Raw genomic sequence first — 26244 nt, forward strand, 5'->3', positions numbered from 1 at the left:
GAAGCGCAGTAGGCTGCGCCAGCTTCCGCATCCCGCAAAAGTGCGGCTACCTACCCGCGCAAGCCAAGTGTGGCTGCTGTGTGAAGCGAGATCATCCGCTCCTCGTCTGTCGGAATTATCCGTACGGTCACCGGGCTGCCAGGAGTGCTGATTATAGCCGCATGCGCAGCATTGGCCGCTCCATCCATCTCCACGCCGAGCCAGCTTAACCGCGCACAGATGCGCGCGCGCATGGCCGCATCGTGTTCGCCGATTCCGGCCGTAAACACGATGCCATCGAGTCCGCCCAGACTGGACGCCAGGGCTCCCGCTTCTCGCCCGGCTCGATATGCGAACAGCGCCATCGCATCCTCGGCCTCGGGCGCCTCGCTGTCCTCCAGCACGTGCATGTCGCTCGAGATGTCCGAGACGCCGAGCAACCCGGCCTGCTTGTACAGCAGGGTTTCGACCGCCTTCGCGCTCATACCCTTTTGCTGAATGAGGTGCAGCACCACGCCCGGATCGAGATCGCCCGCGCGCGTGCCCATCATCAGGCCGTCCAGCGCCGTGAAACCCATCGTCGTGTCGATGCTGCGGCCATTGTCCATGGCGCACATCGAAGCACCATTGCCGAGATGCGCCGCGATCACGCGGCCGGCGGCCAGCGCCGGATCAATCTCGAGGAGGCGGCGAGCGATAAATTCGTAGGACAGGCCATGGAAGCCGTAGCGCCTTATGCCTTCATCATGCAGCGAGCGCGGAAGGGCAAAACGCGTGGCCAGCGCCGGCATGTCGTGATGGAAGGCGGTGTCGAAGCAGGCCACTTGCGGCACGTGCGGGGCGATGGCCTCCACCGCGCGGACGGCAGCGAGATTGTGCGGCTGATGCAGCGGGGCCAGCGGACAGAGCATGCCGAGCTGCGCCACCACCTCCGGGTCGACCCGAACCGGGGCAGCGAAGCGCGTGCCACCATGCACGATCCGGTGGCCGATGCCCGCAAGGGGCGCGCCGCCGGCGTGGGCGTCGATCCACTCCAGCAAGGCTGCCAGCAGAGCCTCGTGCGTCAGCCCCGCTCCGTCCGGCCACGTCCGCTCCGCCACCGTCCCGTCCTGATCGCTGTGCGCATGCAGGCGCGGCGCCGTGCCGATGCCTTCGATCTGGCCGCGGGCGAAGCGGCTGAGATTGCCATCCGACGTGAGTGAATAAAGCCCGAACTTGATGCTGGACGACCCCGCATTGAGGCTGAGAAGCGTGCGCGTCATTCCGCGGCCTGCGGGAGCCCTGGTGCCGCCAGCGTCGCTGCGCGCGCAAGCAGCACCGCAACGGCGCAGGACGCGAGGCGGGTGCGCAGTGAATCCGCCCGGCTGGTCAACACGATCGGCACGCGGGCACCGAGGACCACGCCGGCCGCATCGGCATTGCCCAGAAAGGTGAGCTGCTTGGCGAGCATGTTGCCGGCCTCGATATTGGGGACCAGCAGGACATCGGCGCACCCTGCGACGGGCGAAACGATGCCCTTCTCCCTCGCCGCTTCGACGCTCACTGCGTTATCGAGCGCAAGCGGGCCGTCGAGGATGGCGCCCTCGATTTGCCCGCGATCGGCCATCTTGCAAAGCGCGGCGGCGTCCAGAGTCGCGGGCATGGCCGGATTGACCGTCTCGACCGCGCCCAGAATAGCCACCTTGGGAGTGGCGATGCCGATCACTTTCGCAAGGTCCACCGCATTGCGCACAATGTCCGCCTTGGCATCGAGATCGGGCGCAATGTTGATCGCCGCATCCGTGATAATCAGTGGTTCCGCACGGCCCGGCACGTCCATCACATAGGCATGGCTGATCCGGCGTTCAGTCCTAAGCCCGTTCTCGCGGCAGACCACCGCTCCCATCAACTCATCGGTGTGCAGGGCACCTTTCATGAGCAGCTTCGCCTTGCCATCCCGCACCATCGCCACTGCCGTGTGGGCGGCGGCGTGGCTATGCGGTGCGTCGACGAGTTCGAAGGCCGAAATGTCGGCGCCGGCCTCTTGAGCCGCGGCCTCGATCCGGCGGCGCGGGCCCACAAGGATGGGCATGACGATGCCCGCGTCGTGCGCCTCAATCGCCGCAGCGATCGCCGCAGGGTCGCAGGGATGCACGACCGCAGTCGGCAAGGGAGTGCCACCTCGCACCCGCTCGAGGAGGCGCCGGTAGTGTTCGTGCGTGGCAAGGCGAAAATCGGGCAGCTCCACCCGACGCCGCCGCACTTTCTCGGCCGGGGCGATAACTTCAGCCTCGCCGGTGATCACTTCTTCGCCAAGCTGGTTGGTGCAGCGGCAGTCGAGGATCACGATCTGCTTGTCCGGCCGCTTTTCCTTCACCACGACGGTGGCCGTGATCTCGTCGCCCAGACCCACCGGCCGGCGAAAGCGGAAGCTCTGGTCGAGGTAGATTGTCCCCGGCCCCGGCAACTGAGTGCCGAGCACCGCCGAAATAAGGCCCCCGCCCCACATGCCATGCGCAATCACGCGATGAAACATGTCGGTCGCCGCATAGTCCGGGTCCAGATGAGCCGGATTGACGTCTCCCGAGACCAGCGCGAAGAGCTTGATGTCTTCGGCCGTCAAGGTGCGGGAGATGCTCGCGCTGTCGCCGAGCTTGAGCTCGTCGAAGGTTCGGTTTTCGATATAGTTGGGATCGTTCATGGCTCAGCGCTCCAGCACATAGCGGCCGGGCGCATTACAAAGAGGCGCATAACCCGCCTCTGCATTGCCCAGGCGCGGCGGCGGCACCGGGCCGCCGCTGTGATCGCCGAGCCAGGTGCCCCAGGCTGGCCACCAGCTTCCCTCCTCGCTCGCCGCGCGCTGCAGCCACTCATCGGGATCGATCGCGACCGTGTCAGCTGCTCGCGTGTAGCGCTGATAGTGCCGATGGGGGTGACCGGGCTCTGACACGATGCCCGCATTGTGACCTCCGCTGGTGAGGACGAAGGTCACCTCCGCATCGCTGAGCATGTGGATCTTGTGCACGGAACGCCACGGCGCCACATGGTCGCGCTCCGTCCCGACGACGAACATCGGCTGGCGCAGCGACGACAGTGTGATGGTGTGGCCGTCCACGCGGAAATGCCCCTTCGCAAGCTCATTATCCAGATACATGCGGCGCAGATATTCGCTGTGCATGGCATAGGGCATGCGCGTTCCGTCCGCGTTCCATGCCATCAGATCGGTCATCGGCGCGCGCTCGCCCATCAGATAAGTGTTGAGCATGCGCGACCAGATGAGGTCGTTGGACCGCAGCATCTGGAAGGCGCCGCCCATCTGATCCGTATCCAGATATCCCCGGCTCCACATGGCGCCTTCGAGCAGGTTGATCTGCGCCTCGTCGATGAACAGGGCGAGTTCTCCCGGCTCCGAAAAGTCGGTCTGCGCGGCCAGCAGTGTTATCGTCTTGAACCGCGCGTCCTGACGCCGCGCAAGTTCGGCCCCGGCAATGCTGAGCAGCGTCCCGCCGAGGCAATAGCCGGCTCCATGCACCTGATTGGCACCCGTGATCGCACACACCGCATCAAGCGCGGACAGCGGACCCAGCCGCAGATAGTCGTCCATGTCCAGATCGCGATCCTGCGCATCCGGATTGTGCCAGCTGATCATGAAGACAGTGAAGCCCTGCCCGGTCAGCCAGCGCACCAGCGAATTCCCGGGCGACAGGTCGAGAATGTAGTATTTCATGATCCACGCCGGAACGATCAGCACCGGCTCGGGCCGGACGGTATTCGTGGTCGCCTCATACTGGATCAGCTCGATCAGATCGTTGCGATAGACCACCTTGCCTGGCGTCGCGGCGACTTTCTCGCCGACGGGGAAAGCCTCTGTACCAGCCGGTGGCTGGCCACGCATCTGCCGCTCCATGTCTTCCAGGAACAGCCGCGCGCCCTCGACGAGACAATGGCCGCCCGTTTCGGCTATGCGGCGCTGGAGCACCGGATTGGTGGCGATGAAATTGGTCGGTGCGACCATGTCGAGCAGCTGGCGGGAGACGAACTCCACCACCTCCTCATGGTGGCGGGTCACGCCGGGGACCTCCGTCGTCGCCGCGTGCCACCATTGCTGGCCCAGCAAAAAACTCTGTGCAAGGAGGTCGAAAGGCGGTTGCATCCATGCCGCATCGTCAAAGCGATGATCCTGCGGCAGCGGCACAATAGCCGGCGTCCCCGCCTTGCCCGCGCGGCTTCGCGCGACATAGTCCGTCAGGCGCATCACCTTCCGGCCCGATTTGGCAGAAAGCTGCAGCTGCTTGCCCGGAGCCGTCGCCAAATGGACAAGCCAGTCAAACCACGATTGGGCCAGAGTAATCGGACTCAGCCCATGAGTCCCCTGGGCCACCATGCTCATGGCCAGGCGGTCGAGCGTACCGGCCAGTCCGTCTAGCGGATCATGAGTATCGGGTTCCATAGCGGCCTCCCTGTGGCGGATCGTGCGGACGAGATCATGGCCTGTGTCGCGGGCGGTGGCTACGGGCGTCCTCGCGCAGCTCTGCCGCCCGATGCGAAAGACGTCGTTGACGCAGCGCAATGGCGCGGCGTGAGCAGCTCAGGCGCTAACGCCGAAGGACCTATCCTGCATAGTCCGTGGCGCGATGAAACATGCGCACGACACGGCGGCGGAACTCCTGCCGCCGCTCAAACTTGCCGGGGGCGGCGGAACGGACCACCGCCTCGCAACCCTCCGCGAAGGCGACGGCCTCCGCATCCTCTGCACAGCGAGCGAGCCACTGTGCCGATGTCGCGAGCGCGCGATGGTGAATGGCTGAAGCCTGCTGACACAGCGCCGGCATGTCGTCACTGCAGCCCATAGCGAGAGCGAGATAGGCGATATAGTCGGGGTGCCAGACCTCGTCGGGGACGCTCATCTCGTCCGCGCTCGGAACAGTGTCCGCGAAAATTTCGCAGCCATTGCCATCGATGAAGGGCTGGTCGGTCGTCGGGAAGCAGGACCGCGAGAAGCTGCCAAAGGCTCGCTCGACGTCGGGCGCTCCGGCAAGGCCTTTGCGATAGATGATCCCCAAATATTTGCAGGCATAGGGGCCGGTGCCAACATCGTCCGATTCACAGACCTGCAGCATCCTGTCCCTGGATTTTCGATAGTCGCGAAGCGTCTTATTGAGGAAGTAGATCTTGCCGGCCTCGTAGCAGCCGCCCATCTGAAACCCTGCCGCGCATGAGGCTTCATAGGCGGCGAGCGCCCCCGGGGCATCCCCACGTCGTTCAGCAGCCACGCCCGCTCTCCAGCAGCTGTCAACATTCGCGTCCTGCTCGCAAGCGGAGGCCAGGGGGCCATTTGCCGCAGCTTCCGAAAGAGGCCCCGGTTGCGCGATCGCCGGGCCCGAGATGGCCACCAGGCTTATCATCACCGCGAAAACCATCCTCAAGAAGCGCATGCTTGTCTTTCCCTAGCGTCGGCGCGAAATGGCAGATGCACTTCGCTTTTTGCCCCAGGCGCTATGGAAGAAAACCATATGCGCTCTAAAAGCAATGCATGCTGATCTCACCCTTCGGACGCTCTGTGGTCCTGTGCTTCTTCGCAAGTCTCGTCCCTGCTGCCCCCGCTCTCGCCCAGGAACCGCCGGAAGCTGCACCGGCTCCTGCTGCAGACCCTGCTGTTGGAGATTATGCTGCAGCAGAGATGGAGCTGGTCGCCGGCCTCCGCCTCAATCCCGATGGGACTTTCCAATACGGCCTGAGCGTCGGGTCGCTGGACGAGCAGGCCCAAGGCAACTGGCAACGCGTGGGCACAAGGATTGAACTCACCAGCGAGCCCAAGCCGGTGCCGCCGGCCATTTCCGCCGATGGGATCAAGGCTGCACCAGGGCAGCCTTTTGCGATTAGGCTGCTCGCCCCCAACGGACAGGATGTCCCGGCGATCGATCTGCGGATCGATTTCGACACAGGCGAGCCGCTCATATCCTATCTCGCGGGTGGCCCCTGGTCGCTGCCGTTGGACGAGAAGCGCCAGCCCCGCTCTGTCACCTTCAGCAAGCCGGCCTATCATATTGATTCCGGGCCGTTGCCGCTGCGCGCAACGGACGGGACCGTTGCAGTCTTCCGGCTGACGCCGAACGACCTCGGGGTTGTGGACCTGACGGGCGCCTATCTCGAGCAGGATGGGGAAGACTTCGTGTTGAGGCGGTCCGAGGGTTTGCTCGCCTTCAGGCGTATCGATCGTTGAACCTAAGTCGGCTTGCCGGGTGGACATCTATCCCGGCAGATTTGCCGAGGTGCTCACCCAGGCCGCACACACTTCATCTTTCATGCAGGCATCCCGCGGCTGACAGCGTTTAAGGAGCCTATCGATGCGTCTGTTCAGGCCGCTTATCCTACCACTCCTGGCCTCAGCCCTTCTCTCGGTGCCCGTTGGCGCTCAAGCCGAAACCGGACCTAGCTATGTGCAGCCGACGCCGGCTGTCCCGCCCCCGATCGATCACGCATTCGCGGGCACTATCGAGCTTGATGTGGACGCGACCGACATCCGGCGCCGCATCTTCTCCGTGCACCAGCGGATCCCTGTCGCCGCGGGCGCCATCACCCTCCTGTATCCCCGATGGGAACCAGCCAGCCACGGGCCGAGCCTCACCGTTACCGACCTGGCCGGCCTGACCATCGAGGCCGAGGGGCGCCGGCTCGCGTGGCGGCGCGATCCGTATGAGCCGCACGCATTCCACCTGGATGTGCCGCCTGGCACAAAGGCAATCGATGTGCGCTTCCAGATGGTTGCAGGGGACGCGCTGCTGACACCGGACGTGGTGGCCGTGCCATGGCAGCGGCTGACCCTCTATCCTGCAGGGTGGTACGCCCGGAACATCCCCGTCTCGGCCAGGCTGACCTTGCCCGGCGGGTTCCGCCCCTTCACCGCGCTGAATGTCAGGGACAGCGAAGGCCCGATCGTTCGCTTTGAACCGACGTCGCTCGAAATCCTGCTCGACGCGCCGGTGCTGGCGGGACGCTACACGGCGCAAGTGCCGCTTACCGCGCCCGGCCCCGGCGCGGTGTCACTCGACATTGTGGCCCTGCGGACGGGCGATCTCACCGTCCCAGAGGCGCGAATTGCCGAGATAAAGAGGCTTATCGTGCAGATGCGCGCCGTCTTCGGAGCGACACCCTTCGCACAGTATCACATTCTTGCGCGGCTCAGCGACGATGGCTCATCGGGCGGAACCGAGCATCGGACATCGAGCGAGAACGGCCTTGCCTCATCGCATTTCCGCGACTGGCAGGCCGAAATCCTGTCGCGCGACCTTATCGCGCACGAGATCGTCCATGCCTGGAACGGCTTCTACCGCACGCCCGCCGATCTCTGGGCACCCACGCCAAATGTTCCGGTCGCGGGGAGCCTGCTGTGGGTGTATGAAGGACAGACGGAGTTCTGGGGGCGCGTGCTGGCCACACGAGCGGGGCAGTTCACGCCCGCCGAGCTGCGGGACCGACTAGCGCTCGAAGCCGCCGAAATTGCCGCGCGACCAGGGCGGGAATGGCGCCCATTGTCCGACGACGTAAACTATCCCTCCTTCATGTTGCGCCAGCCCGTTCCCTGGCGGGATTGGCAGCGGCGGCGAGATTACTATTCCGAAGGCGTGATGCTGTGGCTCGCTGTGGACGCCGAATTGCGCGAACGCAGCGGCGGCACGCGCAGCATCGACGATTTCGCGCACAGTTTCTTTGCCGGCGCGACTCCGGATGCGCCGAGCCGCACCTATACCTTTGCCGATCTGTGCAAAGCGCTCAATCAAGTGGCGCCGGGCGACTGGGCGGGCTTTCTGCGGAGCTGGCTTGACGGACATGCCGAGCTCGACACGACAAGCGGACTGGTGCGGCACGGTTGGCGGTTGGTTTTCACCGACATCCCAACGGCAGCCTTCCGCGCGAATGAGAACGAAGGCGGCGTCGTGGATCTCAGCTACTCGATAGGCCTGACAGCGCGCAGCGACGGCACGATCCGGGCGGTGTCATGGGACAGCCCCTCCTTCGAGGCAGGATTGCGGCCGGGAGTCCGTATCCTCGCGGTCAACGGAACGCCATATGGACGCGACGTGCTGCTGGCAGCAGTCCGCGATGCTGCGAACCATCCGGTCGTGCTGACCGTCGAGCAGGATGGCGAGCAAAGGGAAACGCCGATACGCTATGTGGGCACCTTGCGGTATCCGCGGCTTGATCGCATTCCAGGCCGGCCCGATACGCTTGCCGCCCTTCTGACGGCGCGCTGACCTTCTCCACCCGAAGAATAGAATCGTCTCGATGGTGGCGCCCACCCCCCGCCGAGACTATCTCCCGCGATAGTGCCGACGCTCCTTACCCTTTGCGTGAACGCCCTGCCCCCGCGGGCGCGACGAATGCTGGTGCGCGCGGATCCGGGAATGTTGCGAACCGCCCGCGGATCGCGCGCGATGCTTGCCTTCCTGCTGACGCTCGCAGTCACCTTTTCGATCGGCGAGGCGGTCGGTGTACCGGTCACGGCCTTTCTCATCGCCTTTCCGGTGACGGTCTTCTGCTGTGCGGCAATCAGCGATGACGAAACCCGCGCACGCATCGGCAAGATTGCAGCGCTCTCCGCTTCGGCAGGCGCGATGTTCACACTCTCCGCGCTGCTTCACACGAGCTGGGTCAATCATCTGGTCTTCGTCCTGGTGATCGGTGTAGCTGCCTATATGCGCCAGTATGGCGGGCCTTGGGTGCCGGCCGGGCTGGCGGCCAATGTCAGCTACTTTTTCGGCGCCTTCCTGAAGCCCGACATCCAGATGCTGCACTGGCAATGGATCGGCGTCGCGGTCGGGGCAGCCTGCGCCCTGCTGGTGCATCAGCTGGTCGTGCCGCACCGGCCCTGGCGGCGGATGCAATGGTCCGTCGGATCGATCCGGATGCGAATGGGGGCACTGCTCGCCGCCGCCGCCAGTCCCGGTGGACGGAACGACGGCGCTCGCCTGAAGCGCGATTTGGCGCGCGTAGCCAGTGCGGTCACCATCGCGGAAGCCGAGCTGGAGAACCTTCCGGGCGGTCGTCTTGCCCACCGCCCGCTGGCCGAGGCGTTGATCGCGGTTCTGGTCCTTGCGGAACGGCTAGCCTTGCAGGTGCAGGACGCGCCGGACGGGCTCGGGGCGTCTGACGTGCGAGCGGCGCTCGAACGCCTGTCCCGCGCCCTGATCTGCTACACGCCGGTTCCGCACGAAGGCGATGTCGCTTCGATTGCCGCGGCGATCGAAGACCTCGAACGATCGCTTCGCCTGCCGCCCGATATGGACGCGGCGAAGTCCATGGCTGCACCGCCCACTGACCGGAAGAGGCCGCATCTGCGTTCCGGCATCCAGTCGGCGGCGGCAGCCGCGCTCGCCATGGTGGGCGGCTCCATGCTTTCGCCCGATCGCTGGTACTGGGCCGTCATCACGGTGTTCGTGATGTTCACCGGCACCTATTCGCGCGGGCAAGCGCTGGCGAAATCGCTGAAGCGCGTCTTCGGAACGCTGGCCGGCATTCTCGCGGCAATGGCGCTCGTCTGGCTGCTGCACGGCAAGGTTCACATCGCGCTGGCGCTTATGCCGCTCGCGATTTTCTTCGTCTTCTATGCGTTCGTACAATCCTACACCTGGATGGCTTTCTGGATCACCGTCACCGTCGGACTGCTCTTTTTGGTGATGGGGCGCTTCACCGACACGATGATGCTCCTCAGGCTCGAGGAGACCGCCGTCGGCGCCTTGGCGGGGATCATCGTGGCAGCAATAGTTCTGCCCAAAAGCACACACACCCATGCCCCCGAACAATTCAACGACCTGTTGGACGCGACACACGCCGTGATCATTACCGCGCTCCCGCGTGCGCGGCTTGATCGGCTGCACCTCACCGCTACACTCCACGACTTCGAAGCCAAGCTATCCAGCTTGCGCGAAGCCGTGGAGCCGCTGCGATTTTTCCCGTTGGCGCGAGCCAACGACCAGCGCGATCGGATAACGCGCGAGCTCGTTCTTCTCAGCTATTGGGTTCATGAGATCGCGCTCGCGGTGCGGCAACTCGACAGCGCAGGCATCGAGCAGCCACCGCCTCAGGCGCTGCAAGCCGCTGCAGCAACGGAGAAGGTGATCGGGCGGCTGCGGGCCCCCGGCTACGACGAAACCACTACCGCGGAGGATGACAGACCCCGGTCGATCCCGTCGGATACGGTCGATCCGCTGAAGACCATCTCGATCGCCTGCGAGGGTGCGGGCCGCGCACTGGTCAATATAACGCGGCTCATCACCAATCGCACTGTCCAGAGCCGCGCGTTCCGGTTTTGATGACGGGGTGTAACGACTAGGTGTAACTCCGATCGGTCGAGCCGTGGTTCACTGCGGCTTCCGGGGGAGAGATGACCATGAGCGCGCCTGGGCTTTGCATCCTGGTGCCCTGATCGCAGCCATCCGCGCCCTACGACCCCTTGGGACCAAAAATACGTGAAACTGCCGAAGACCAGCCCCCCGGGCCGCCCCCGATTAACCATATCGCAACGGTGTTCGGTCAAGCCATCTTTTCAGCGATCCCGCGCGAGGGTTGAGGGTGAAGGCTCCAAAAGGGGCGTGGAATGGGGTCGGAGACATCGGGCGGGTGGTACTGGCGACCACACAATCGGAACGCGGGCAAGGCGACGATCTATATCGCGCGCTGGCCGGATAATGTGGTGCTCATACTACTGAGGGTCGGATGACGGGTATTCTCTGGCGGGCGTTGACGGTTCTGATCGCCCTCTGCGGCACTGGCACCAACGCTCTTGCCGCTTCAGCAGCCGCCACCGGCGCACACACCCACGACCGGGTAGACTCCCTCTCCGCGACGATGGACATGATGTGGGTGATCGTCGCCGCCACCCTGGTCATGATGATGCAGATCGGCTTCATGATGATCGAAGCTGGCACCGTGCGCACGAAGAACGCGATCAGCGTTGCGCAGAAGAACATGCTGGATTTCGCGTTTTCGACCGTGGCCTTCGGCGCCGTCGGCTTTGGGCTCGCCTTCGGCGCCAGCAGGTTCTGGCTCCCGATCGGCGGCGACAGCGAGCTGTTCTTCCTCAGCCACATCTCCCCCACCACTGCGACCTTCTTCATCTTCCAGGTCATGTTCTGCGGCACCTGCGCAACGATCGTGTCCGGCGCGGTGGCCGAGCGCATGCGCCTGCGCGCCTATATCCTGCTCAGCGTAATTCTCTCGGGCGTTGTCTATCCAGTGTTCACGCAATGGGCGTGGGGCAATGCGCTCGGCCCTTCGGCAGGCGCTTTCCTTGCGAACGCCGGTTTCGTCGATTTTGCCGGTTCGACTGTCGTACACGCAACGGGTGGCTGGTTCGCCCTTGCGGCCTGTCTCATCATCGGCGCACGCGAAGGGCGTTTCACGGAAGGGCCGCCGATCCGTATCGGAGGCCACAGTGCCGTCCTGTCTTCCGCCGGGGCATTGTTCCTGTTCGTCGGCTGGATCGGTTTCAACGGTGGCTCCACCCTGGCAGCTTCCAAGGAAGTCCCGGGCATCGTTCTCAACACGATCCTCGCCGGATCGGCCGGCGGCGCGGTCGGCTACGGCATGACCTGGTTCAAGGGGGCGATGCTGCCAGAGCGCGCGGTGAACGGCATGATCGGTGGTCTAGTCGCGATCACCGCCGGGTGCCACTTGGTCGATCCGCTTTCCGCCCTTATCCTCGGGGCCACGGGAAGCCTGGTCGCCAATGCAGCGAACCATTTCCTCGAGACGCGGCTGCGGATCGACGATGCAGTGGGTGCCGTGGGCGTGCATGGCGTGGCGGGTGTAGTCGGCACGCTCGGCCTTGCGGTGCTTGCCCCGGCCGAAGCCCTGCCCGCAGGTTCGCGGATGGCGCAGTTGCTGGTACAAGCCGAAGGCAGCGCACTCAATATGGTATGGTCCTTCGGAATCGGGGTCGTGGTGATCCTGGGCGTCCGGACCTTCCTCGCACTGCGCGCCACGCCCGAGGAAGAGGCCGCGGGTCTCAACGCGGCTGAACACGGCGCACGGCTCGGCACCGACCATCTTCAGGCCAAAATTGAGATGCTGCTGCAATCGGACTTTCACGGCGGCGAGCGGCTCACAGTGGAGGTTGGCGACGACAACGAATTGCTCACCACCTCGCTTAACACCCTGATGGACAAGCTGGAGGCCGCTGAGTCCGCGCGCTCGCGCCAAGCCAAGAGCACGCGCAGCTTCGAAGAGACGCAGCGTCTTGCCGCATTCGGCGAAGTGGCCAGCGAGTGCATCCTCCTGATCCACGATGGACGGATCCGCAGCGCCAATGCCGCCGCCGCTGAACTGTTCGGATGCTCCGTGGAGGAACTGATCGAACGCGCGCCGGCGGAGTTGGTCCACCCCGACCTGCGCCATTCAATGATTGGCTGGCTCGAAACGGGCAACGACGCGCTTCAGCACGCCCGCGTGCTGGGCGCTCACGGCCTGGATATCTCGGTTGAATTGCGCTTCCGTCAGATCGAGCTCGACGGCCACGAGGTCATCGTGCTCCGCATGACCGATCTCAGCGAACGCGAGGAAGCGCAGCGCCAGATCTATCATCTTGCCATGCACGACCCGCTAACCGACCTGCCCAACCGCGAATTGTTCAATCGCAAACTGCGCAGTGCGCTTGCCCGGCGGCCAGAGACGATGCTGACCGCGCTGCTGCTGATCGACATCGACCGTTTCAAGGACATCAACGATCTGCATGGCCATCCCTCCGGAGACACTGTGCTCATCGCCGTGGCCGAACGGCTACGGGACAGCGTCCGTGGATGCGACACCGTGGCGCGGCTCGGCGGCGATGAATTCGCGGTGGTGTACACCTCGATTTCGTTCCCCAATCAGGCGCTCGATCTGGCCTATCGCCTTCTCCAAAGCGTATCGCAGCCGCTGGTCCTTCCCACGGGAACGACTATCCATCCGCGAGCCAGTATCGGCCTTGCGATCTGCCCACTCGATGCCGAGGATATGGACGTGCTGTGCCGCAACGCCGACATGGCGCTCTATGCGGCCAAGAAGCGCGGGCGGAACGGCTTCCAGCGCTACAAGCCGGAAATGGGTCGCCTGCAGCACTTGCGACGCGAGCTGGAAGATGACCTGTCTCAGGCTGTCGCCCGCAACGAACTGGAGCTCTACTACCAGCCGCGGATCGACATGCAGCGCAGCGAGGTGGTCGGCTTCGAAGCGTTGCTGCGCTGGAATCGCAGGGGCGTGCTGATCTCGCCAGTCGATTTCATCTCGATCGCGGAGGAAACCGGGCTGATCGTGCCGATCGGCGCTTGGGCGATCCGCGAGGCGTGCCGCGCGGCCATGCAGGATTTAGGCGGGACCTGCATCAGCGTGAACGTCAGCGCACGCCAGTTCCATTCCCCGCAATTGATAGAATCGGTCACCACTGCGCTGGCCGAGAGCGGGTTGCCGCCAGCCAATCTCGAACTGGAGATCACCGAAAGCGTGCTGATCGATGAGGACGATGTCGCCGGGCGCGTGCTAAACGAGCTGCGCAAGCTCGGTGTGGGCGTGGCACTCGACGATTTCGGTACGGGCTATTCTTCGCTCAGCTATCTGACCCGCTTCGCCTTCGACACGATCAAGATCGACCGCAGCTTCATCCAGGCTGAGGACGAGAAGACCTGGTATGTGATCCGCTCGGTACTAAACATGTCCGCCGGCCTTGGTACTGCGGTCGTCGCTGAAGGCGTGGAGACCATGGCCCAGCTTGACCGGCTTACTGCGGAGGGATGCTCGCTCATCCAGGGCTTCCTTTTCTCGAAACCCCTCCCCGCCGATCAGGCAGTCCAATTCGTGAACTCCGGCGCCCACCTCGCCCCGCTAACGCGGCAAGACGCCTGACCGGTGGCGCAGCCTCCTCCTCAAGCAAGAAAAGCTGATAATTCCCCAAAAATCGCGATACGCGGATAGCGCTGCAGGGCGACTAGCCGGCTAGCGCCGTGCCCCCTGCCCCGCTTTTGACTGCACTTATCACTCGCCCCGCAGGCATTTTGCTTGAAGCGCACCGAGGACACCGGCAGCAAGCAACCTGACATGTCCTCCCATTGCCTGCTGCATGATGCCAAAGACGCCTTCGCGGCGCGCCTGTGGCTGATCCGCTCGGCCCGGCGCTCCCTCGATGTGCAGTATTACATTTGGCACAATGACATGTCGGGATCTCTCTTGCTTGATGAGATCGCGGCAGCCGCGCAGCGCGGCGTCGCCGTGCGACTGCTGATCGACGACAACGGTATCGACGGTCTCGATGGCCGACTGGCCATTCTCGATGCTTTGCCGATGGTCGCGGTCCGCCTCTACAATCCCTTCAGGATGCGGCGCTTCCGTGCGCTTGAATGGCTGCTGGCCTTCCACCGCCTCAACTCGCGAATGCACGCCAAGAGTCTTACGGCAGACGAGCATATGACGATCGTGGGCGGGCGGAACATCGGCGACGAGTATTTCGGCGCGCAGTCCAAGGCGCAGTTCGAAGATTTGGACGTGTTGACCGCGGGGCCGGTGGTGGCCGAAGTGAAGCAAGTGTTCGATCAACACTGGCACAGCGCCGCAGTACGTCCCGTGGCCGACGTCGTGGGCCGGCTTTCGCGCAAGGCGAAATGCGATACGATGCGTAAAGCAGAGGCAATTGCACAAGGCCCTGCGGCACAGCGGTATCTCGAGGCGATCGAAGCTCAGCCGCTATATACGGATTTGCGGCTTGACCGGGCGAAATGGTTCAGGGCGCCGACCCGCGCAATCGCGGCCATGCCCCTTCCCGAGACTACGACCTCGCCCGACCGCGCAACCGGGCTGAACGAATTGCTACCGCAAACCCTGCCTCATCCGGCCAACGACCTCGTACTGATCTCCGGATATTTTGTCCCCACCGAACAGGGCTGCGACGAGCTCGGCGATCTGCGACGCAGCGGCGTTAGCGTCAGGGTGCTGACCAATTCGTATGCCTCTACAGATGTCGGCGTGGTCCATGCCGGCTACGCGCCCTTCCGAAAGGTGCTGCTGCAGCATGGCATCGAGCTTTTCGAGATCCCCGCGCCGGACGACGCGCCGAAGAAACGTGCCGCGAAGTTCCTTCGCTCAGGATCGGAGCGATCGCGCCGCTTTTCGGGAAAGTCGTTGCACGCCAAGGTCTACGTGGTCGACCGCCGGTACTTCTATATCGGCTCGGCAAATTTCGACCCGCGTTCGGCCCACCTCAACACCGAGCTCGGCTTCATCATCGAAAGTGCGGCTCTCTCCGAACAGCTTGCAAACGCGTTCGAACGGGCAGCGCATAACAGCTATCGAATGAGCCTGTTGCCTGACGGAGCGCTGGCCTGGACCGACACGCGCGACGATCAACCGGTGCCTGAACGCATCGAGCCTGGCACCAACCCGATAAGCCGGGCGATGGTCCGCCTGCTGGCGAAACTGCCAATAGATCGGCACCTTTAGGGCCCTTAGCCTGTCAGCCCAGCGGCGGTAATGACGCCCGTAGCGTCTCGCCCGGCGGCCAGCCGGTGCGCAGGCGCCCGTCCACGAGAGACATCGTCCGGAAGGGAGACCCAGGAAATACGTCGGAAGACGATCGCATCACGGCAAAGGCCGCGACGCTTCCACAAGAACTCGATGATGTGGGTCGCGGGGATCGCTCGGCGGAACGGTTACGCAGCAGGCATCGGCTATGCCATCAGCGCTGTGCTTGATGAGCTTCAGATCTTCCCGACGCCTTGCTCAACCGTCGAAACAGGCCGCTCTTGAGTGAGTTGAGCTGAGGCCGATATCCCCTGGGGCTAACCCGGCGGCATGGGCCGCTGATAATCCTACGCGTCCCTTTGCCTCAGCCGGGCCGGTTGGCGAGTATTGCGTCCAAAAGTCCTGGGAACCGCTGTTCGAATTCTTTGCGGCGCAGCGTATTGATCATCTCGCGCCCGACTTGCGTCGTCTCGATTAGCCCGGCCGCCCGCAGCAGCTTGAGATGGTTCGACAGCGTGCTCTTGGGGATCGCCGCGCATGGCGCCGCGTCGGTGCAGCTCAGCCGTTCGGTGCCGGCCAGGCGCGCGACCATGCCTAGGCGATTGGGATCGGCGAGCGCGTGAAGCGCCAGGTCGAGCGGCACGTCCTCCAGCCTGGGATGGGTGAAGCGGGGCATGCGCGACATATAGGCTCACGCAAAAAATTTAATAGTTCGGGAATATTGAACTATGGAAGGGGCGGTCCATCTTGCTGCCTGCTGGCAGCGCACAACGCCGTGATCGCGGGCATAGTTTTGGAGAATTCACATGTCACTTCAGGGCAAGAAGGCGCTCGTCACTGGCGGCTCGCGCGGCATCGGTTCGGCTATCGCCAGGCGCCTCGCGGCCGATGGAGCAGCGGTTGCAATCACCTACTCCGGTAACAAAGCGGCGGCGGACGAGACCGTGGCGGCGATCGAGCGCGCGGGCGGCACCGCCTTCGCCTTTCAGGCCGATGCGTCCCAGCCCGCCTCCCAGCGGGCGGGCGTCGAGCAGGCGGCTGCCGCGCTCGGGGGCATCGATATCCTCGTGCACAATGCCGGAGTGGCCGAATTCTCCACCATCGCCGACGACACCGACGAGACTTATGACCGGCAATTCGGGGTCAATGTGAAAGGCCTGCACGTCGGCACGCGCGCGGCGCTGCCGCACCTTCGCGATGGGGGGCGGATCATCCTGATCGGCAGCATCTCGGGTGAAATGGCCTTCCCCGCGACCACGGTCTACAGCGCGACCAAGGCTGCAGTGGCGGCGCTGGCGCGAGGGTGGGCCAAGGATCTCGCCTCGCGGAACATCCTGGTCAACACCGTGCAACCGGGCCCCATCGACACTGATATGAACCCCGCTGACAGCGAGTTCGCGCAACAGATGATCGGCTCCATTCCGCTCGGTCGCTACGGCCGGGTCGAGGAGATTGCGGGCGCGGTCTCGTTTCTTGCCGGGCCGGATGCAAGCTACATCACCGGCACCACGCTTAACATCGACGGCGGCGCATCGGCATAGCCGGGATCGGCCCTTTCGCCCGGCGGAGGGGCCTTCCTCGGCGCTATGCTGCACACGCGGCCGCGAGATGCCGACAATGCCGGTGTGGATTCTGCTGCTGACGGCGGGGACGCCGACCTGCCCGCCTCTGGGCAGGGGCAGCCAGCCCGGTCTTTAGTACGCGATAGCGGACTTGGATAGTGTCGAACACCGACACATCGTTCTTCCGGAACTCGGCGGCACCGACATCGGCCAGAGAGCTTTCGGGAAGAATACAGACCTCGCTCCGATCCTTGAGGTCGGGCCGCTCGTCAAACCGCAGCGGTGAGCCCGGTGATGATCACTGCGAGAGCGACGATCAACCCGGTCCACCGGCGCAGGATCAGCAATGCCTGGCGTCCTGGTGCGCAGACGTGTCAGAGACGCACCCGCAACCCGCCGTAGAACAGCTGCGGCAGAGAGCCGTAGTTGAGGATGGTCTGGTAATCCTCGTCGAACAGGTTCTCCACGCGTGCGTATATCTCGATTTTGTCGGTGATCGGATAGGAAGCCCGCAGGTCTACGATAGTGTAGCCCGGAACGACCTGGGTGTTGGCAGCGTCGTTGAAGTGATCGCCCACGAAGGTCACGGTGGTCGCCACATTCAGTCCGAACGGAGCGGTGTAGCTGGCGGCGGCATTGAACGTATCCTTCGCCCGCCGCACCACCTGGTTGCCCCTGTTGGCATCGCCCCGCGTCGCATATTCGGCATCGAGATAGGTGTAATTTGCCGAAAGCTCGAAGTTCCCGAGATCAAGCCCGGCGCCCAGTTCGACACCCTCGGCGTCGACCGCCCCCTCGTTGGAGTAGATGCCAAACAAATTCGGATCGGCGGCACAGCGCGGATTGTCCGGGATCGCTACGCAGCTGACGTAGGAGACAAGGTTCTTCGTTTCACGGTTGAAGTACACGGCCGACACACGGAGGAGATCGCCGAACATGTGCTCGCCGCCCACTTCCCAGCTCCTGGCCTCCTCCGGCTGAAGATCGGGCGTGCCGTACCCGGCGGCATAGAGCTGGAACAGGCCAGGAGCCTTGAATCCTTCCGAGTAGCTCGCGCGTAGCACCGTCTCGCCGCCGTCCGGCGTATAGGCGAGCGAGGCCGCGCCCACCGTAGCTGCGCCGAAGTTGCTGTGATCCTCACGGCGCAGCCCGCCGGTAACGGTGAGCCCTTCTACCGGTTCAACTGTGAGGTTGGCATAGATACCGAGTGTGTGGTCGCCCACGCTGACGGCCGCAGAGGAGTCATCAAATTCATTCTCCGCATATTCGACGCCGAAAACGGCAAAATTGCCTTCAGATATGTCGAAGATGCCCTGGTATTCGAACCGGGCGCTGCGCCCGTGCGCATCGAAGGTATCGACCACATTGGCGGGATCGGTTTCATCCTGGTTGGTCCGGTTGATCTCGGTCCGGCCATACGAGACGCGGTTGGTAAGGCGATCGAACAGCTTGAAGTTCAGGCCAGCATAGGTCAGCCAACTGTCGCTCAGCCCGCGGTTCGCGGCGTCGCCGTTGAAGGCGTCGTATTCGACATCGCCGTCTGTGTAAAACGAGCGCAGATCGAGGGAGATATCGTCCGAAAATGCGTAGCGGATCCGACCATTGAGCGAAACGTTCTCGTACCCGTCGCGCTCGGTACCGGTCGCATAGGCAGATACGCCGTCGGAGGTCGAATAGCCGCCGCCAGCATGCCAGGTGAGCCCACCGCTTTTGCCGCCCACGCCGCCGTTGACAAGATAGCTGTCCAGTTCGCCTGCCTCAACCTGAAACTTCGCTTCCAAAGGTTCACGGGGCGTCTCGGAGATGATGTTGATCACGCCGCCGATGGCCTGGCTGCCATACAGCACCGACTGGGAGCCTCGCAGTATCTCGATCCGGCCTACGCCGCCGGTCATCACGTCGGTAAGCGTCGCGCCACCATCGGTAGTCGAAGGATCATGCAGGCGGACCCCGTCGTAGAGGATCAGCGTCTGTCCATTGTCGGCACCCCGGACGTAAACCGAAGTCGCCGTGCCGCGCCCGCCGTCGCGCCGGAACTGGACGCCCGGCGTTTGCGCGATCAGCTCGGTTACGCCGATTTGCTGGCTGGCCTCGATCTGCCCTTCGGTCAGAACAGTTACGCTCTGGCCAACCTGGTCGAGCGAAACCGGCTTACGATTGGCGGTGACGACGATGCGCTCGTCATTGTCGTCGACAGCCTCGTTGCCGTCGCTGATTGACTGCGCGTGCGCCATCGCTGGCAGTAATAGGCCAAATGCGGATAGCGATGCGAACGTGACGGAATTCCTCATAACACTTCTTTCTATTTTTAACCTACCGGGGAGAAATTCGAACAAGCCCCTCGCTAGCGCCCACGCCTTCGGCGAGGCGGCTTTCCCTGATTGTGGAACACCCCTCCTGCGCGCGCTCTTTGCGGACAGAGATCGAGGCAGGTAAGTTATTTTACGGCAACAGAAGGCGTTACACGCGACGAAGGGCTGGGAGTTTAGTCCAGCCATTTGCTGGTGCATCATCGGCGCCAGAGTGCAAGACGGCCTTGCGACAGATTCCACACGGCTGCTGCCCTGCTCAGCTCGATCCCTTGGCTTAGGCAGGCCCGCGATCCGCTAGCATTTGACACACCGCGCCACGTCCTAGCGGGACCACCGAGTCGGGGTGAGCGGACAGGAAACCCGTCGGGGGGCTCACGCCGCTGCCAGCGCCGCAAGCGCTTCGGACGCCGCGACCGCTCCCAAATAATAGCCTTGCATTGAGCGAACCTCGATTGCCCGGGGCTGCGATCCTACGCACTCTCTTGTTAACCAAGTTTCATCTAATCAGAGGAATTGCTTGTGATTAATTCCAGGTTACGGCATAGTACTTAGGCATTTTTTGCCAGCCAGGAGCGTAATATGGACAGGAAAAAGGCCCTTATCCCGCTTTCGGCGTTTGGACTCGCACTGTTCGGTATGGCCGCCTCGCCCAGCGCGGCGCAGCCGGTCGATGCGGCGGACGACGTCGGATTATGGTTCCTTGGCGGCTTTGTCGTGGCGGAATCGATCCTCGTTGCCATTCTCACGAGCGACAACGACAATGAGGTTGAGAATCCCCCCATCAGCCCAGGGTAATCTCGAGCCCGTATCGCTGCGCAGGGGGGGGAGGCCCTCTAATTTGTCGCTATGTTCCGCGGGCAAAGTCTCGGGATCTGGCGCGCTCACGAGGCGACAATCTGAACTCGACGAAAGGTTTGGTAGAGGGCATGCCGATTCCCGCTTCTAATTTGCGCAACGTCCGCATTGCGGTTCTGCCTCTTGCTGCCCTTTCGCTCGCATCATGCTGGTCCACGCGCGGCGGCAATATCCCATATGACGTCGCAGATTTCGGAGCGCCCGATCCGATTTCCTCGACCACTCTCGACGAAAGTTACCAGATCGCACCGCTCGACACGTTGAAAATCAACGTGTTCCAGGTCGAGGATCTTTCGGGCGAGTACGATGTTGACCTGACCGGCAACATCGCGATGCCCCTGATCGGCAATGTGAAGGCTGTGGATCTCACAACAGCCCAATTGCAGGAAGAGCTCGAGGAAAAACTCGAGGTGTCGTACCTGCGCAATCCGGACATCACAGTCGGAATAACGAAGTCGTCCGGGAGCAATATCACTGTCGAAGGCTCAGTCCGGCGGCCAGGCGTGTTCCCGGTCGCGGGCCGCTTGACCCTGATACAGGCAATTGCGATGGCGCAAGGTCCCGATGATGCCGCCAATGAGCGTCGGGTCGCGATATTTCGGCGGATCGACGGGAAGCGCATGGCCGCGGCCTACGATCTGCTCAGCATTCGCCGAGACGAGGCAGAAGACCCCACAGTCTATCGTGGCGACATCATCGTGGTGGACGGCTCGGCTACCAAACGCGCGTGGCGTGACATGCTGCGGTCGATGCCTCTGCTCGGCGTCTTCAATCCCGTTCTGTAGAGAAAACAGCGAGGCATGATCCAGCAACCTGTTCCAGCCGGCGGCGGCTCGCTTCCGATGCAGCAGAGCCGTCCCCTGATTCCTTCAGACGGGTTTCTGCCGGACTATGACGTCAAGCCCGAGGGGCTCGACTTGCCCGCGATGTTGCGCATTCTCTGGGAGAGGCGTCTTCTGGTTCTTGCCTTGACAGCGCTTGGGGTCGCGCTTGCACTGATCTACTCGCTACTGCAGACCCCTCTGTACAAGTCTACCGCCACGCTCGAACTGAACCCGCCGGCGGTTCCGATCCTCGGAAGCGGAGGACAGGACGAGCAAAGCCCGGTCGTGCCCACCACGGATGCGAGCTTTCTTGCGACGCAATACGGATTGCTCAAGAGCAAGTCCTTGGCGGAGCATGTCGTCCAGGACCTCGACCTCATGCGAGGACAGACGCTCGATGGCGAGCGCGACGCCGAGGCAAGATTCAAGGCGCTCTCGAGCGGTCTCGCCGCCCAGCTTGAGGTCGAGCCTATTCCGTCGAGTCGTCTCGTCAAGCTGACGTACACGTCGGCGAACCCGCGCTCAGCGGCAAACATTGTCAACGGCTTCGCCAATGCTTTCATCACATCGACGCTCGAGCGGCGTTTTGCGGCGACGGAGAAAGCTCGGGACTTCCTTCAAACCCGCCTTAAGACGGTACGAAACAATCTTGACGCGTCCGAGAAGAAGCTGGTCGCTTATGCCCAGGCCAACGGCATCATCACCACGGGTAGTGCGGGCGACACGTCAGACACCTCGACCAGCTTGCAGGGCGCATCCCTCGCAGCTTTGAACACCGCCCTCGCGGATGCGACGCAGCGCAGGATCGCCGCGGAACAACGCTATCGCAACTTGGCGAACATCGGATCAACTGCCGAGGTAAGCGAGCGGACCGCGGGGTTGCGGGCGGAGAAGGCCAAACTCGAGGCCGAATATCGTGAGAAGTCGACCTTCATGAAGGACGACTTTCCCGAGATGGTCCGCGTCAGGACGCGGATCGATGCGCTTACCCAGGCTATTAGCGCGGAATCCGGCAACGTGTCCGGCAGCAGGGCGACCACGCTGCGCGCCGAGTACCAGGCGGCGATGAAGGAAGAAAGCTCCCTCCGCGGACAGGTTAGCGCGCTGAAAAGCTCCGTCATGGACCTTCGGGAGCGGTCGATCCAATACAACATTTTGCAGCGCGAACTCGATACCAACCGCACGCTCTATGGCGCTCTACTCGAACGCTACAACCAGATCGGCGTCGCCGGAGGGATCGAGACGCCCCAAGCTTCGATCGTCGACCCGGGCGAAGCGCCCAACTCGCCCTCGTCACCCAACATCCCGATCAACATGCTTGTGGGCGTTCTCGCCGGCCTGGCACTCGGCGGCGGTCTAGCCTTTCTGCTCCATTATATCACCGATCGCATCTCTAGCCCGGAGGATGTGCGCGAAAAGCTAAGGTTGCCGCCGATCGGCGTCATTCCGAAGCTAAAGCGCAAGGAAAAGCTATCCGAAATGCTCGCCGACCGAAAATCGGCGATTTCCGAGGCCTATGCATCGCTCGCTACCACGCTGCAGTTCACCACCAGCGACGGCCTGCCGCGAACGCTCCTGGTCACCAGCACGATCGCAGAGGAAGGCAAGTCAACGACAAGCTTCGTATTGGCCCGCCAGCTCGCTCAGAACGGTATCCGCACCCTGCTCATGGATGTCGATCTGCGAAAACCGTCATTCGTCATCGAGGAAAGCAGCGACATCGGGTTCTCGCAGATCGTCGTCGACAAGAGTGAGCTCCGACGACACATCCTCCCCACCGCCGAGGAGAACCTGTGGCTGATGCCGAGCGGCCCGATACCCCCCAACCCGGTTCAGGTATTAAATTCGGACAGTGCGGCGAGGGTAATCCGCCAAGCCAAGGAACTGTTCGACTGCGTGATCATTGACGCCCCGCCCGCGTACGGCTTTGCGGACGCTTCGTTGCTCGCGGCGAGGTGCGACGCTGTTCTGATCGTCGTCGAAAGCGGCAAGACCCGACGGCGACCGGCCGTTGAAGCCATTCGCCGTTTGCGGGCGGCAGGCGCGCTCATCGTAGGCGTGGCGTTGACCAAATATCGCTTTGATACCACCGAATACGGCTACAAGTATTATAAGAGCTACGGCGAAGGCGCTCCGCGCCTGAAGCCTCATGAACTCGCGGTCGGGCTGATGGACCGCCCCCAACCTGAAGCCTGACAGCAGTGGCTGGCGCAGTGCGCCCTTCCAGACTGCGCCTCGCAGGGCTGAGCGCAATGGTCGTGGCACTCCTGCTGCTGGTCATACTCACCGCCAGTTGGAACCGCGGTATCCCGACTGCAGGCCGCCCCCTCCTCGCCACCTTTCCTGAAGACCCTGCGCGCGAATTCGAGCATGCTTTGGACGATATGCGGCGGACGCAGGGCCGGAGCGTGCCTCGCAGCCTGCCCGCGATAGAACGGGCCGCGCGGCTCGATACCCTGAGCGCTTCGCCTCTCTTTCTCGAAAGTCTTTCCCGGATACTCGTCGGTGAGCAGGCCGAGGTACGCGTTCTGGAAGCGGCGCGGCGAAGAAATCCACGTTTCCCTGAACCGCGCCTGCTCCTGCTTGATATCTACGCCCGATCCGGGCGCACCGAAGATGCGGTGATGGAGGCCCAGACGCTCCTACGACTGATGCCGCGCAACCGAGATCTTATCGTGCGGCTCATTGCGGGCCTGGCCGGGAGGCCGCACGGCGCGGAAGCGCTGGAGAGCGCCTTGCCGCGGAGCGAGGCGCGCGGCGCGGTGATGCTGCGGCTCGAGCAGACCGGCGAGGATGTGGCGCTGCTGCAGCGTCTAGCATTGGCTATGCGCGGAATCGGCGAGGATCCAGACGAACGGAAATGGATCACATCGCTTGTCGAGCGCGTGGCGGAGCGCGGGGAGCCAGCCGTCGCGCGCGCCTTATGGGCCGACCTTTACGGTGTCGATCGCGCCACCGTGGGGCTTGAGCTCACCAACGCTGGGTTCGACCGAGATGATACGCGCCCGCCGTTCGACTGGCGCCTGGCGGGAGGGCGCGCGGGTGTCGCAGAGATCCGGAACGGCATGCTCAACGTGCTCTACTACGGTCGAACCAACGCAGTGTTCGCGCGCCAAATGCTGGCGCTGCCCCCAGGGCGGTACGTGCTGGGAACTGAGGTTGCGCCTTCCCCCCAGATCGGCACGCCCGGCAGTCTTGCCTGGCGGCTAATCTGCCAAGGTGAGAAAAACGCCAAGCATCTTGTGAATCTGGCGCTCGGTGGACAAGCGCAGCCGTCGCCGCAGGAGTTTACGGTGCCGCCGACGGGGTGCGCAGAGCAGGTCCTCGAACTCGCTGCCCGACCGACCAAAACCCAGGATCTACAGTCCGCGCAGATTAGCCAGGTCAATATCGAGCGCGCACCATGACTATGAAAATGCTGTCGTGGGTGCTTCCGTTATATCTTGTATTGTGTTTGGTGTTGGGCGGAGCGAGCGCTGACGGATATGTCGCCAACGCATTGCTCCAGATATTGGCTATCGGCCTTCTCACCTTCGCCTTCCTGAGCAAACCGTACCCCGCCGTGACGAGGAGTGAACGCCACCTCTACCTCGTGGTGGCAGGCTGTATTCTGGTGGTCGGGCTGCAATTCGTCCCACTCCCGCGTGGCGTTTGGCAAGCGTTACCGGGACGTGCGCGCCTGCTCGAAGGTCTCGACGCCGCCGGCATCGCTTTTCCCGGCGGCTTCGCGTCTCTAATTCCGCACGAGAGTGCCAAGTCGGCGGCCTGGTTGCTTCCATCTCTCGCCATGCTGGTTACGATGACCCGCGCGAGAGCGTTCTATTCGCCAGGAAATCTCGCGCTGGCCTTGGTCGCGGTGATGTGCCTCGGGGTCGTTGTGGGTGCAGCGCAGCGAATTTCCGGGGATTACTCAGCCCTCTATTTCTATCACTTCACCAACCGCGGATCGGCTGTGGGTTTCTTCGCCAATGCGAACCACATGGCGAGTTTGCTGCTGACCACGATCCCCTTCCAGGCGGCGTTGGCCCGACAAGCCCTTGATAAGCAATCTGGCGAGCGACTCGCGCCGATGCTCTTGGTGCTTGCCGGTCTCGCCCTCACAATAGTGGGGGTGGGCGTGGTCGGCTCCATCGCGGGGTACGTTCTAATGATCCCGGTGACTGCCGCCAGCGCGCTGATCCTATGGCGAGGTTCTCATGCCCGGCTCGGTGCCTTGCTTCTGCTTATCGCCCTGGTCGTGACCACGGCGATATTGGCATCCGGTACCGGCCTCATGTGGGTTGATCGCGCGAGCGGCCTGAGTGCCGGCTCGCGCGCCGTCATCTTCGGGCGGACTTGGCAGGCCATCCTCGATTACTGGCCAGCAGGGTCCGGGCTCGGCACCTTTGCCGAAGCCTACCCATCGTACGAAGACCCGCTTGCCGTGACCCGCACCTACATCAACCACGCGCACAATGATTATCTAGAGCTGCTGCTGGAGACAGGCGCGCTCGGTGTGATCGCCTTCGCCGCGTTCCTCGCCTGGTGGACGATCCAGACGATCCGCATCTGGACGCGCAGCGATGCATCTCCCTTCGCCAAGGCTGCAGTAATCGCATCTGCCACGCTTCTGCTCCATTCGCTGGTCGACTATCCGTTGCGGACAGTGGCGCTCGGTGCCGTGTTTTCCGCGTGCCTCGCTCTCATGGCGTCGCCAAACAGCACACGAAAGGCGTGGTTTAGAGGCGAGAAAGCTGGATACGGCGAATGACCATACGATGTTGATAGCCGAGTTCGACAGCTGGTGGGGGCACTACAAGACCCTTATCGAGCACTCGATAGGATTCAGCCACGATGCGCTCCACGTGCTGGTGGGACCGTGCATCCAGGTAGCAACAGCCGCCATCCTGCGAACCTCTCTACGCAGTCCCTTGCCCTGGTTTGCGGTGTTGATCCTCGAACTGGCGAACGAGGCGCACGACCTTCGAGTCGAGCGCTGGCCCAGCTGGCAAATGCAGTGGGGTGAAAGCGCGAAGGACCTGCTCCTCACTCTCGCCCTCCCCACCCTCCTATTTGTGATTGCGCGCGTGGCGCCGGGGATACTCGCGCCTGTGCCGAAGGCCTCTCGGAAGCGGAAGTGATTGAAATCTAAAAGAGCGGGAAGTATCCGCTCCGGTGTGAGCCATGCAGGCCTGGCTGAACCGACCCTATGTGAAGGTTATCTCATCGCAATAGCGGCAATTGGATCCGTGATCTCCAGTTCTCCAC

Annotated in this window: 18 protein-coding genes; 12 read left to right on the plus strand and 6 right to left on the minus strand. The window is 63.2% G+C overall.

Annotated elements, in window-relative coordinates:
• Positions 1-50 precede the first annotated feature (50 nt).
• From AEB_RS15525 to AEB_RS15540, 4 genes are all read right to left on the minus strand, one after another.
• Complete coding sequence (locus tag AEB_RS15525; RefSeq protein ID WP_119083939.1) at positions 51-1241, minus strand: acetate/propionate family kinase; 1191 nt, start codon at positions 1239-1241, stop codon at positions 51-53.
• On the minus strand, positions 1238-2659 hold the full coding sequence (locus AEB_RS15530; RefSeq protein WP_119083940.1) for a bifunctional enoyl-CoA hydratase/phosphate acetyltransferase: 1422 nt from the start codon (positions 2657-2659) through the stop codon (positions 1238-1240). Before AEB_RS15530 ends, AEB_RS15525 begins: the two co-directional genes overlap by 4 nt.
• 3 nt (positions 2660-2662) lie before the next feature.
• Positions 2663-4408, minus strand: a complete 1746-nt coding sequence (locus AEB_RS15535) for a PHA/PHB synthase family protein (RefSeq protein ID WP_119083941.1) — start codon at positions 4406-4408, stop codon at positions 2663-2665.
• A 160-nt stretch (positions 4409-4568) separates the two neighbouring features.
• Positions 4569-5393 carry a hypothetical protein gene (locus tag AEB_RS15540; RefSeq protein ID WP_145985319.1) on the minus strand — a complete coding sequence of 275 codons (825 nt, stop codon included), beginning with the start codon at positions 5391-5393 and terminating at the stop codon, positions 4569-4571.
• A 245-nt stretch (positions 5394-5638) separates the two neighbouring features.
• Here AEB_RS15540 and AEB_RS15545 point away from each other — a divergent pair, with 245 nt between their 5' ends.
• The 5 genes from AEB_RS15545 to AEB_RS15565 all read left to right on the plus strand — a co-directional run bounded on the left by AEB_RS15545 (position 5639) and on the right by AEB_RS15565 (position 15423).
• Entirely contained in the window at positions 5639-6181 is a 543-nt protein-coding gene (locus tag AEB_RS15545) for a hypothetical protein (protein ID WP_119083943.1), read from the plus strand.
• A 124-nt stretch (positions 6182-6305) separates the two neighbouring features.
• Positions 6306-8213: a M61 family metallopeptidase gene (locus AEB_RS15550; RefSeq protein ID WP_119083944.1), complete on the plus strand. Its 1908-nt coding sequence runs from the start codon at positions 6306-6308 to the stop codon at positions 8211-8213.
• 150 nt (positions 8214-8363) lie between these two features.
• Positions 8364-10271, plus strand: coding sequence for an FUSC family protein (locus AEB_RS15555; RefSeq protein WP_172593131.1), 1908 nt, complete (start codon positions 8364-8366; stop codon positions 10269-10271).
• 403 nt (positions 10272-10674) lie between these two features.
• Positions 10675-13836, plus strand: a complete 3162-nt coding sequence (amt, locus tag AEB_RS15560; protein ID WP_119083946.1) for an ammonium transporter — start codon at positions 10675-10677, stop codon at positions 13834-13836.
• A gap of 153 nt (positions 13837-13989) precedes the next feature.
• A complete protein-coding gene (locus AEB_RS15565; RefSeq protein ID WP_145985320.1) occupies positions 13990-15423 on the plus strand; it encodes a phospholipase D family protein in 1434 nt (477 codons plus the stop codon).
• A gap of 385 nt (positions 15424-15808) precedes the next feature.
• Here AEB_RS15565 and AEB_RS15570 read toward each other — a convergent pair whose 3' ends face one another.
• Positions 15809-16129: an ArsR/SmtB family transcription factor gene (locus AEB_RS15570; protein ID WP_231958778.1), complete on the minus strand. Its 321-nt coding sequence runs from the start codon at positions 16127-16129 to the stop codon at positions 15809-15811.
• Positions 16130-16250: 121 nt separating this feature from the next.
• Between AEB_RS15570 and AEB_RS15575 the strand changes: the two genes are divergently transcribed.
• Positions 16251-16985 carry an SDR family NAD(P)-dependent oxidoreductase gene (locus AEB_RS15575; RefSeq protein ID WP_119083948.1) on the plus strand — a complete coding sequence of 245 codons (735 nt, stop codon included), beginning with the start codon at positions 16251-16253 and terminating at the stop codon, positions 16983-16985.
• Between the two features lie 395 nt (positions 16986-17380).
• On the opposite strand, the gene AEB_RS15580 is transcribed toward AEB_RS15575, so the two are convergent.
• Positions 17381-19297 carry a TonB-dependent receptor plug domain-containing protein gene (locus AEB_RS15580; RefSeq protein ID WP_231958779.1) on the minus strand — a complete coding sequence of 639 codons (1917 nt, stop codon included), beginning with the start codon at positions 19295-19297 and terminating at the stop codon, positions 17381-17383.
• Between the two features lie 600 nt (positions 19298-19897).
• Between AEB_RS15580 and AEB_RS15585 the strand changes: the two genes are divergently transcribed.
• The 6 genes from AEB_RS15585 to AEB_RS15610 all read left to right on the plus strand — a co-directional run bounded on the left by AEB_RS15585 (position 19898) and on the right by AEB_RS15610 (position 26117).
• Complete coding sequence (locus AEB_RS15585) at positions 19898-20113, plus strand: hypothetical protein (protein ID WP_119083950.1); 216 nt, start codon at positions 19898-19900, stop codon at positions 20111-20113.
• Between the two features lie 131 nt (positions 20114-20244).
• Positions 20245-20958 (plus strand): polysaccharide biosynthesis/export family protein, encoded by a 714-nt coding sequence (locus AEB_RS15590; protein WP_119083951.1) that lies wholly within the window; start codon positions 20245-20247, stop codon positions 20956-20958.
• Positions 20959-20973: 15 nt separating this feature from the next.
• Positions 20974-23193, plus strand: a complete 2220-nt coding sequence (locus tag AEB_RS15595) for a GumC family protein (RefSeq protein WP_119083952.1) — start codon at positions 20974-20976, stop codon at positions 23191-23193.
• Between the two features lie 56 nt (positions 23194-23249).
• Positions 23250-24404: a tetratricopeptide repeat protein gene (locus tag AEB_RS15600; protein ID WP_119083953.1), complete on the plus strand. Its 1155-nt coding sequence runs from the start codon at positions 23250-23252 to the stop codon at positions 24402-24404.
• Positions 24401-25747 (plus strand): O-antigen ligase family protein, encoded by a 1347-nt coding sequence (locus AEB_RS15605; RefSeq protein ID WP_119083954.1) that lies wholly within the window; start codon positions 24401-24403, stop codon positions 25745-25747. The genes AEB_RS15600 and AEB_RS15605 overlap by 4 nt, the downstream gene beginning before the upstream one ends.
• Positions 25748-25754: 7 nt before the next feature.
• The gene (locus AEB_RS15610) at positions 25755-26117 is read left to right on the plus strand and encodes a hypothetical protein (RefSeq protein ID WP_119083955.1); all 363 of its coding nucleotides are present in this window, start codon (positions 25755-25757) and stop codon (positions 26115-26117) included.
• Positions 26118-26244: the final 127 nt, after the last annotated feature.

It is taken from the genome of Altererythrobacter sp. B11, from assembly GCF_003569745.1.
Classification (GTDB): Bacteria; Pseudomonadota; Alphaproteobacteria; order Sphingomonadales; family Sphingomonadaceae; genus Croceibacterium_C.

Excerpts from the sequence above, each read along its gene's own strand:
- amt (WP_119083946.1), top strand. The coding sequence starts at position 10,675 with ATGACGGGTATTCTCTGGCGGGCGTTGACGGTTCTGATCGCCCTCTGC.
- AEB_RS15600 (WP_119083953.1), top strand. The coding sequence starts at position 23,250 with ATGGTCGTGGCACTCCTGCTGCTGGTCATACTCACCGCCAGTTGGAAC.
- AEB_RS15585 (WP_119083950.1), top strand. The coding sequence starts at position 19,898 with ATGGACAGGAAAAAGGCCCTTATCCCGCTTTCGGCGTTTGGACTCGCA.
- AEB_RS15580 (WP_231958779.1), bottom strand. The coding sequence starts at position 19,297 with ATGAGGAATTCCGTCACGTTCGCATCGCTATCCGCATTTGGCCTATTA.
- AEB_RS15555 (WP_172593131.1), top strand. The coding sequence starts at position 8,364 with ATGTTGCGAACCGCCCGCGGATCGCGCGCGATGCTTGCCTTCCTGCTG.
- AEB_RS15605 (WP_119083954.1), top strand. The coding sequence starts at position 24,401 with ATGACTATGAAAATGCTGTCGTGGGTGCTTCCGTTATATCTTGTATTG.
- AEB_RS15540 (WP_145985319.1), bottom strand. The coding sequence starts at position 5,393 with ATGCGCTTCTTGAGGATGGTTTTCGCGGTGATGATAAGCCTGGTGGCC.
- AEB_RS15550 (WP_119083944.1), top strand. The coding sequence starts at position 6,306 with ATGCGTCTGTTCAGGCCGCTTATCCTACCACTCCTGGCCTCAGCCCTT.
- AEB_RS15595 (WP_119083952.1), top strand. The coding sequence starts at position 20,974 with ATGATCCAGCAACCTGTTCCAGCCGGCGGCGGCTCGCTTCCGATGCAG.
- AEB_RS15530 (WP_119083940.1), bottom strand. The coding sequence starts at position 2,659 with ATGAACGATCCCAACTATATCGAAAACCGAACCTTCGACGAGCTCAAG.
- AEB_RS15545 (WP_119083943.1), top strand. The coding sequence starts at position 5,639 with ATGGAGCTGGTCGCCGGCCTCCGCCTCAATCCCGATGGGACTTTCCAA.
- AEB_RS15570 (WP_231958778.1), bottom strand. The coding sequence starts at position 16,129 with ATGTCGCGCATGCCCCGCTTCACCCATCCCAGGCTGGAGGACGTGCCG.
- AEB_RS15575 (WP_119083948.1), top strand. The coding sequence starts at position 16,251 with ATGTCACTTCAGGGCAAGAAGGCGCTCGTCACTGGCGGCTCGCGCGGC.
- AEB_RS15610 (WP_119083955.1), top strand. The coding sequence starts at position 25,755 with ATGTTGATAGCCGAGTTCGACAGCTGGTGGGGGCACTACAAGACCCTT.
- AEB_RS15525 (WP_119083939.1), bottom strand. The coding sequence starts at position 1,241 with ATGACGCGCACGCTTCTCAGCCTCAATGCGGGGTCGTCCAGCATCAAG.
- AEB_RS15590 (WP_119083951.1), top strand. The coding sequence starts at position 20,245 with ATGCCGATTCCCGCTTCTAATTTGCGCAACGTCCGCATTGCGGTTCTG.
- AEB_RS15535 (WP_119083941.1), bottom strand. The coding sequence starts at position 4,408 with ATGGAACCCGATACTCATGATCCGCTAGACGGACTGGCCGGTACGCTC.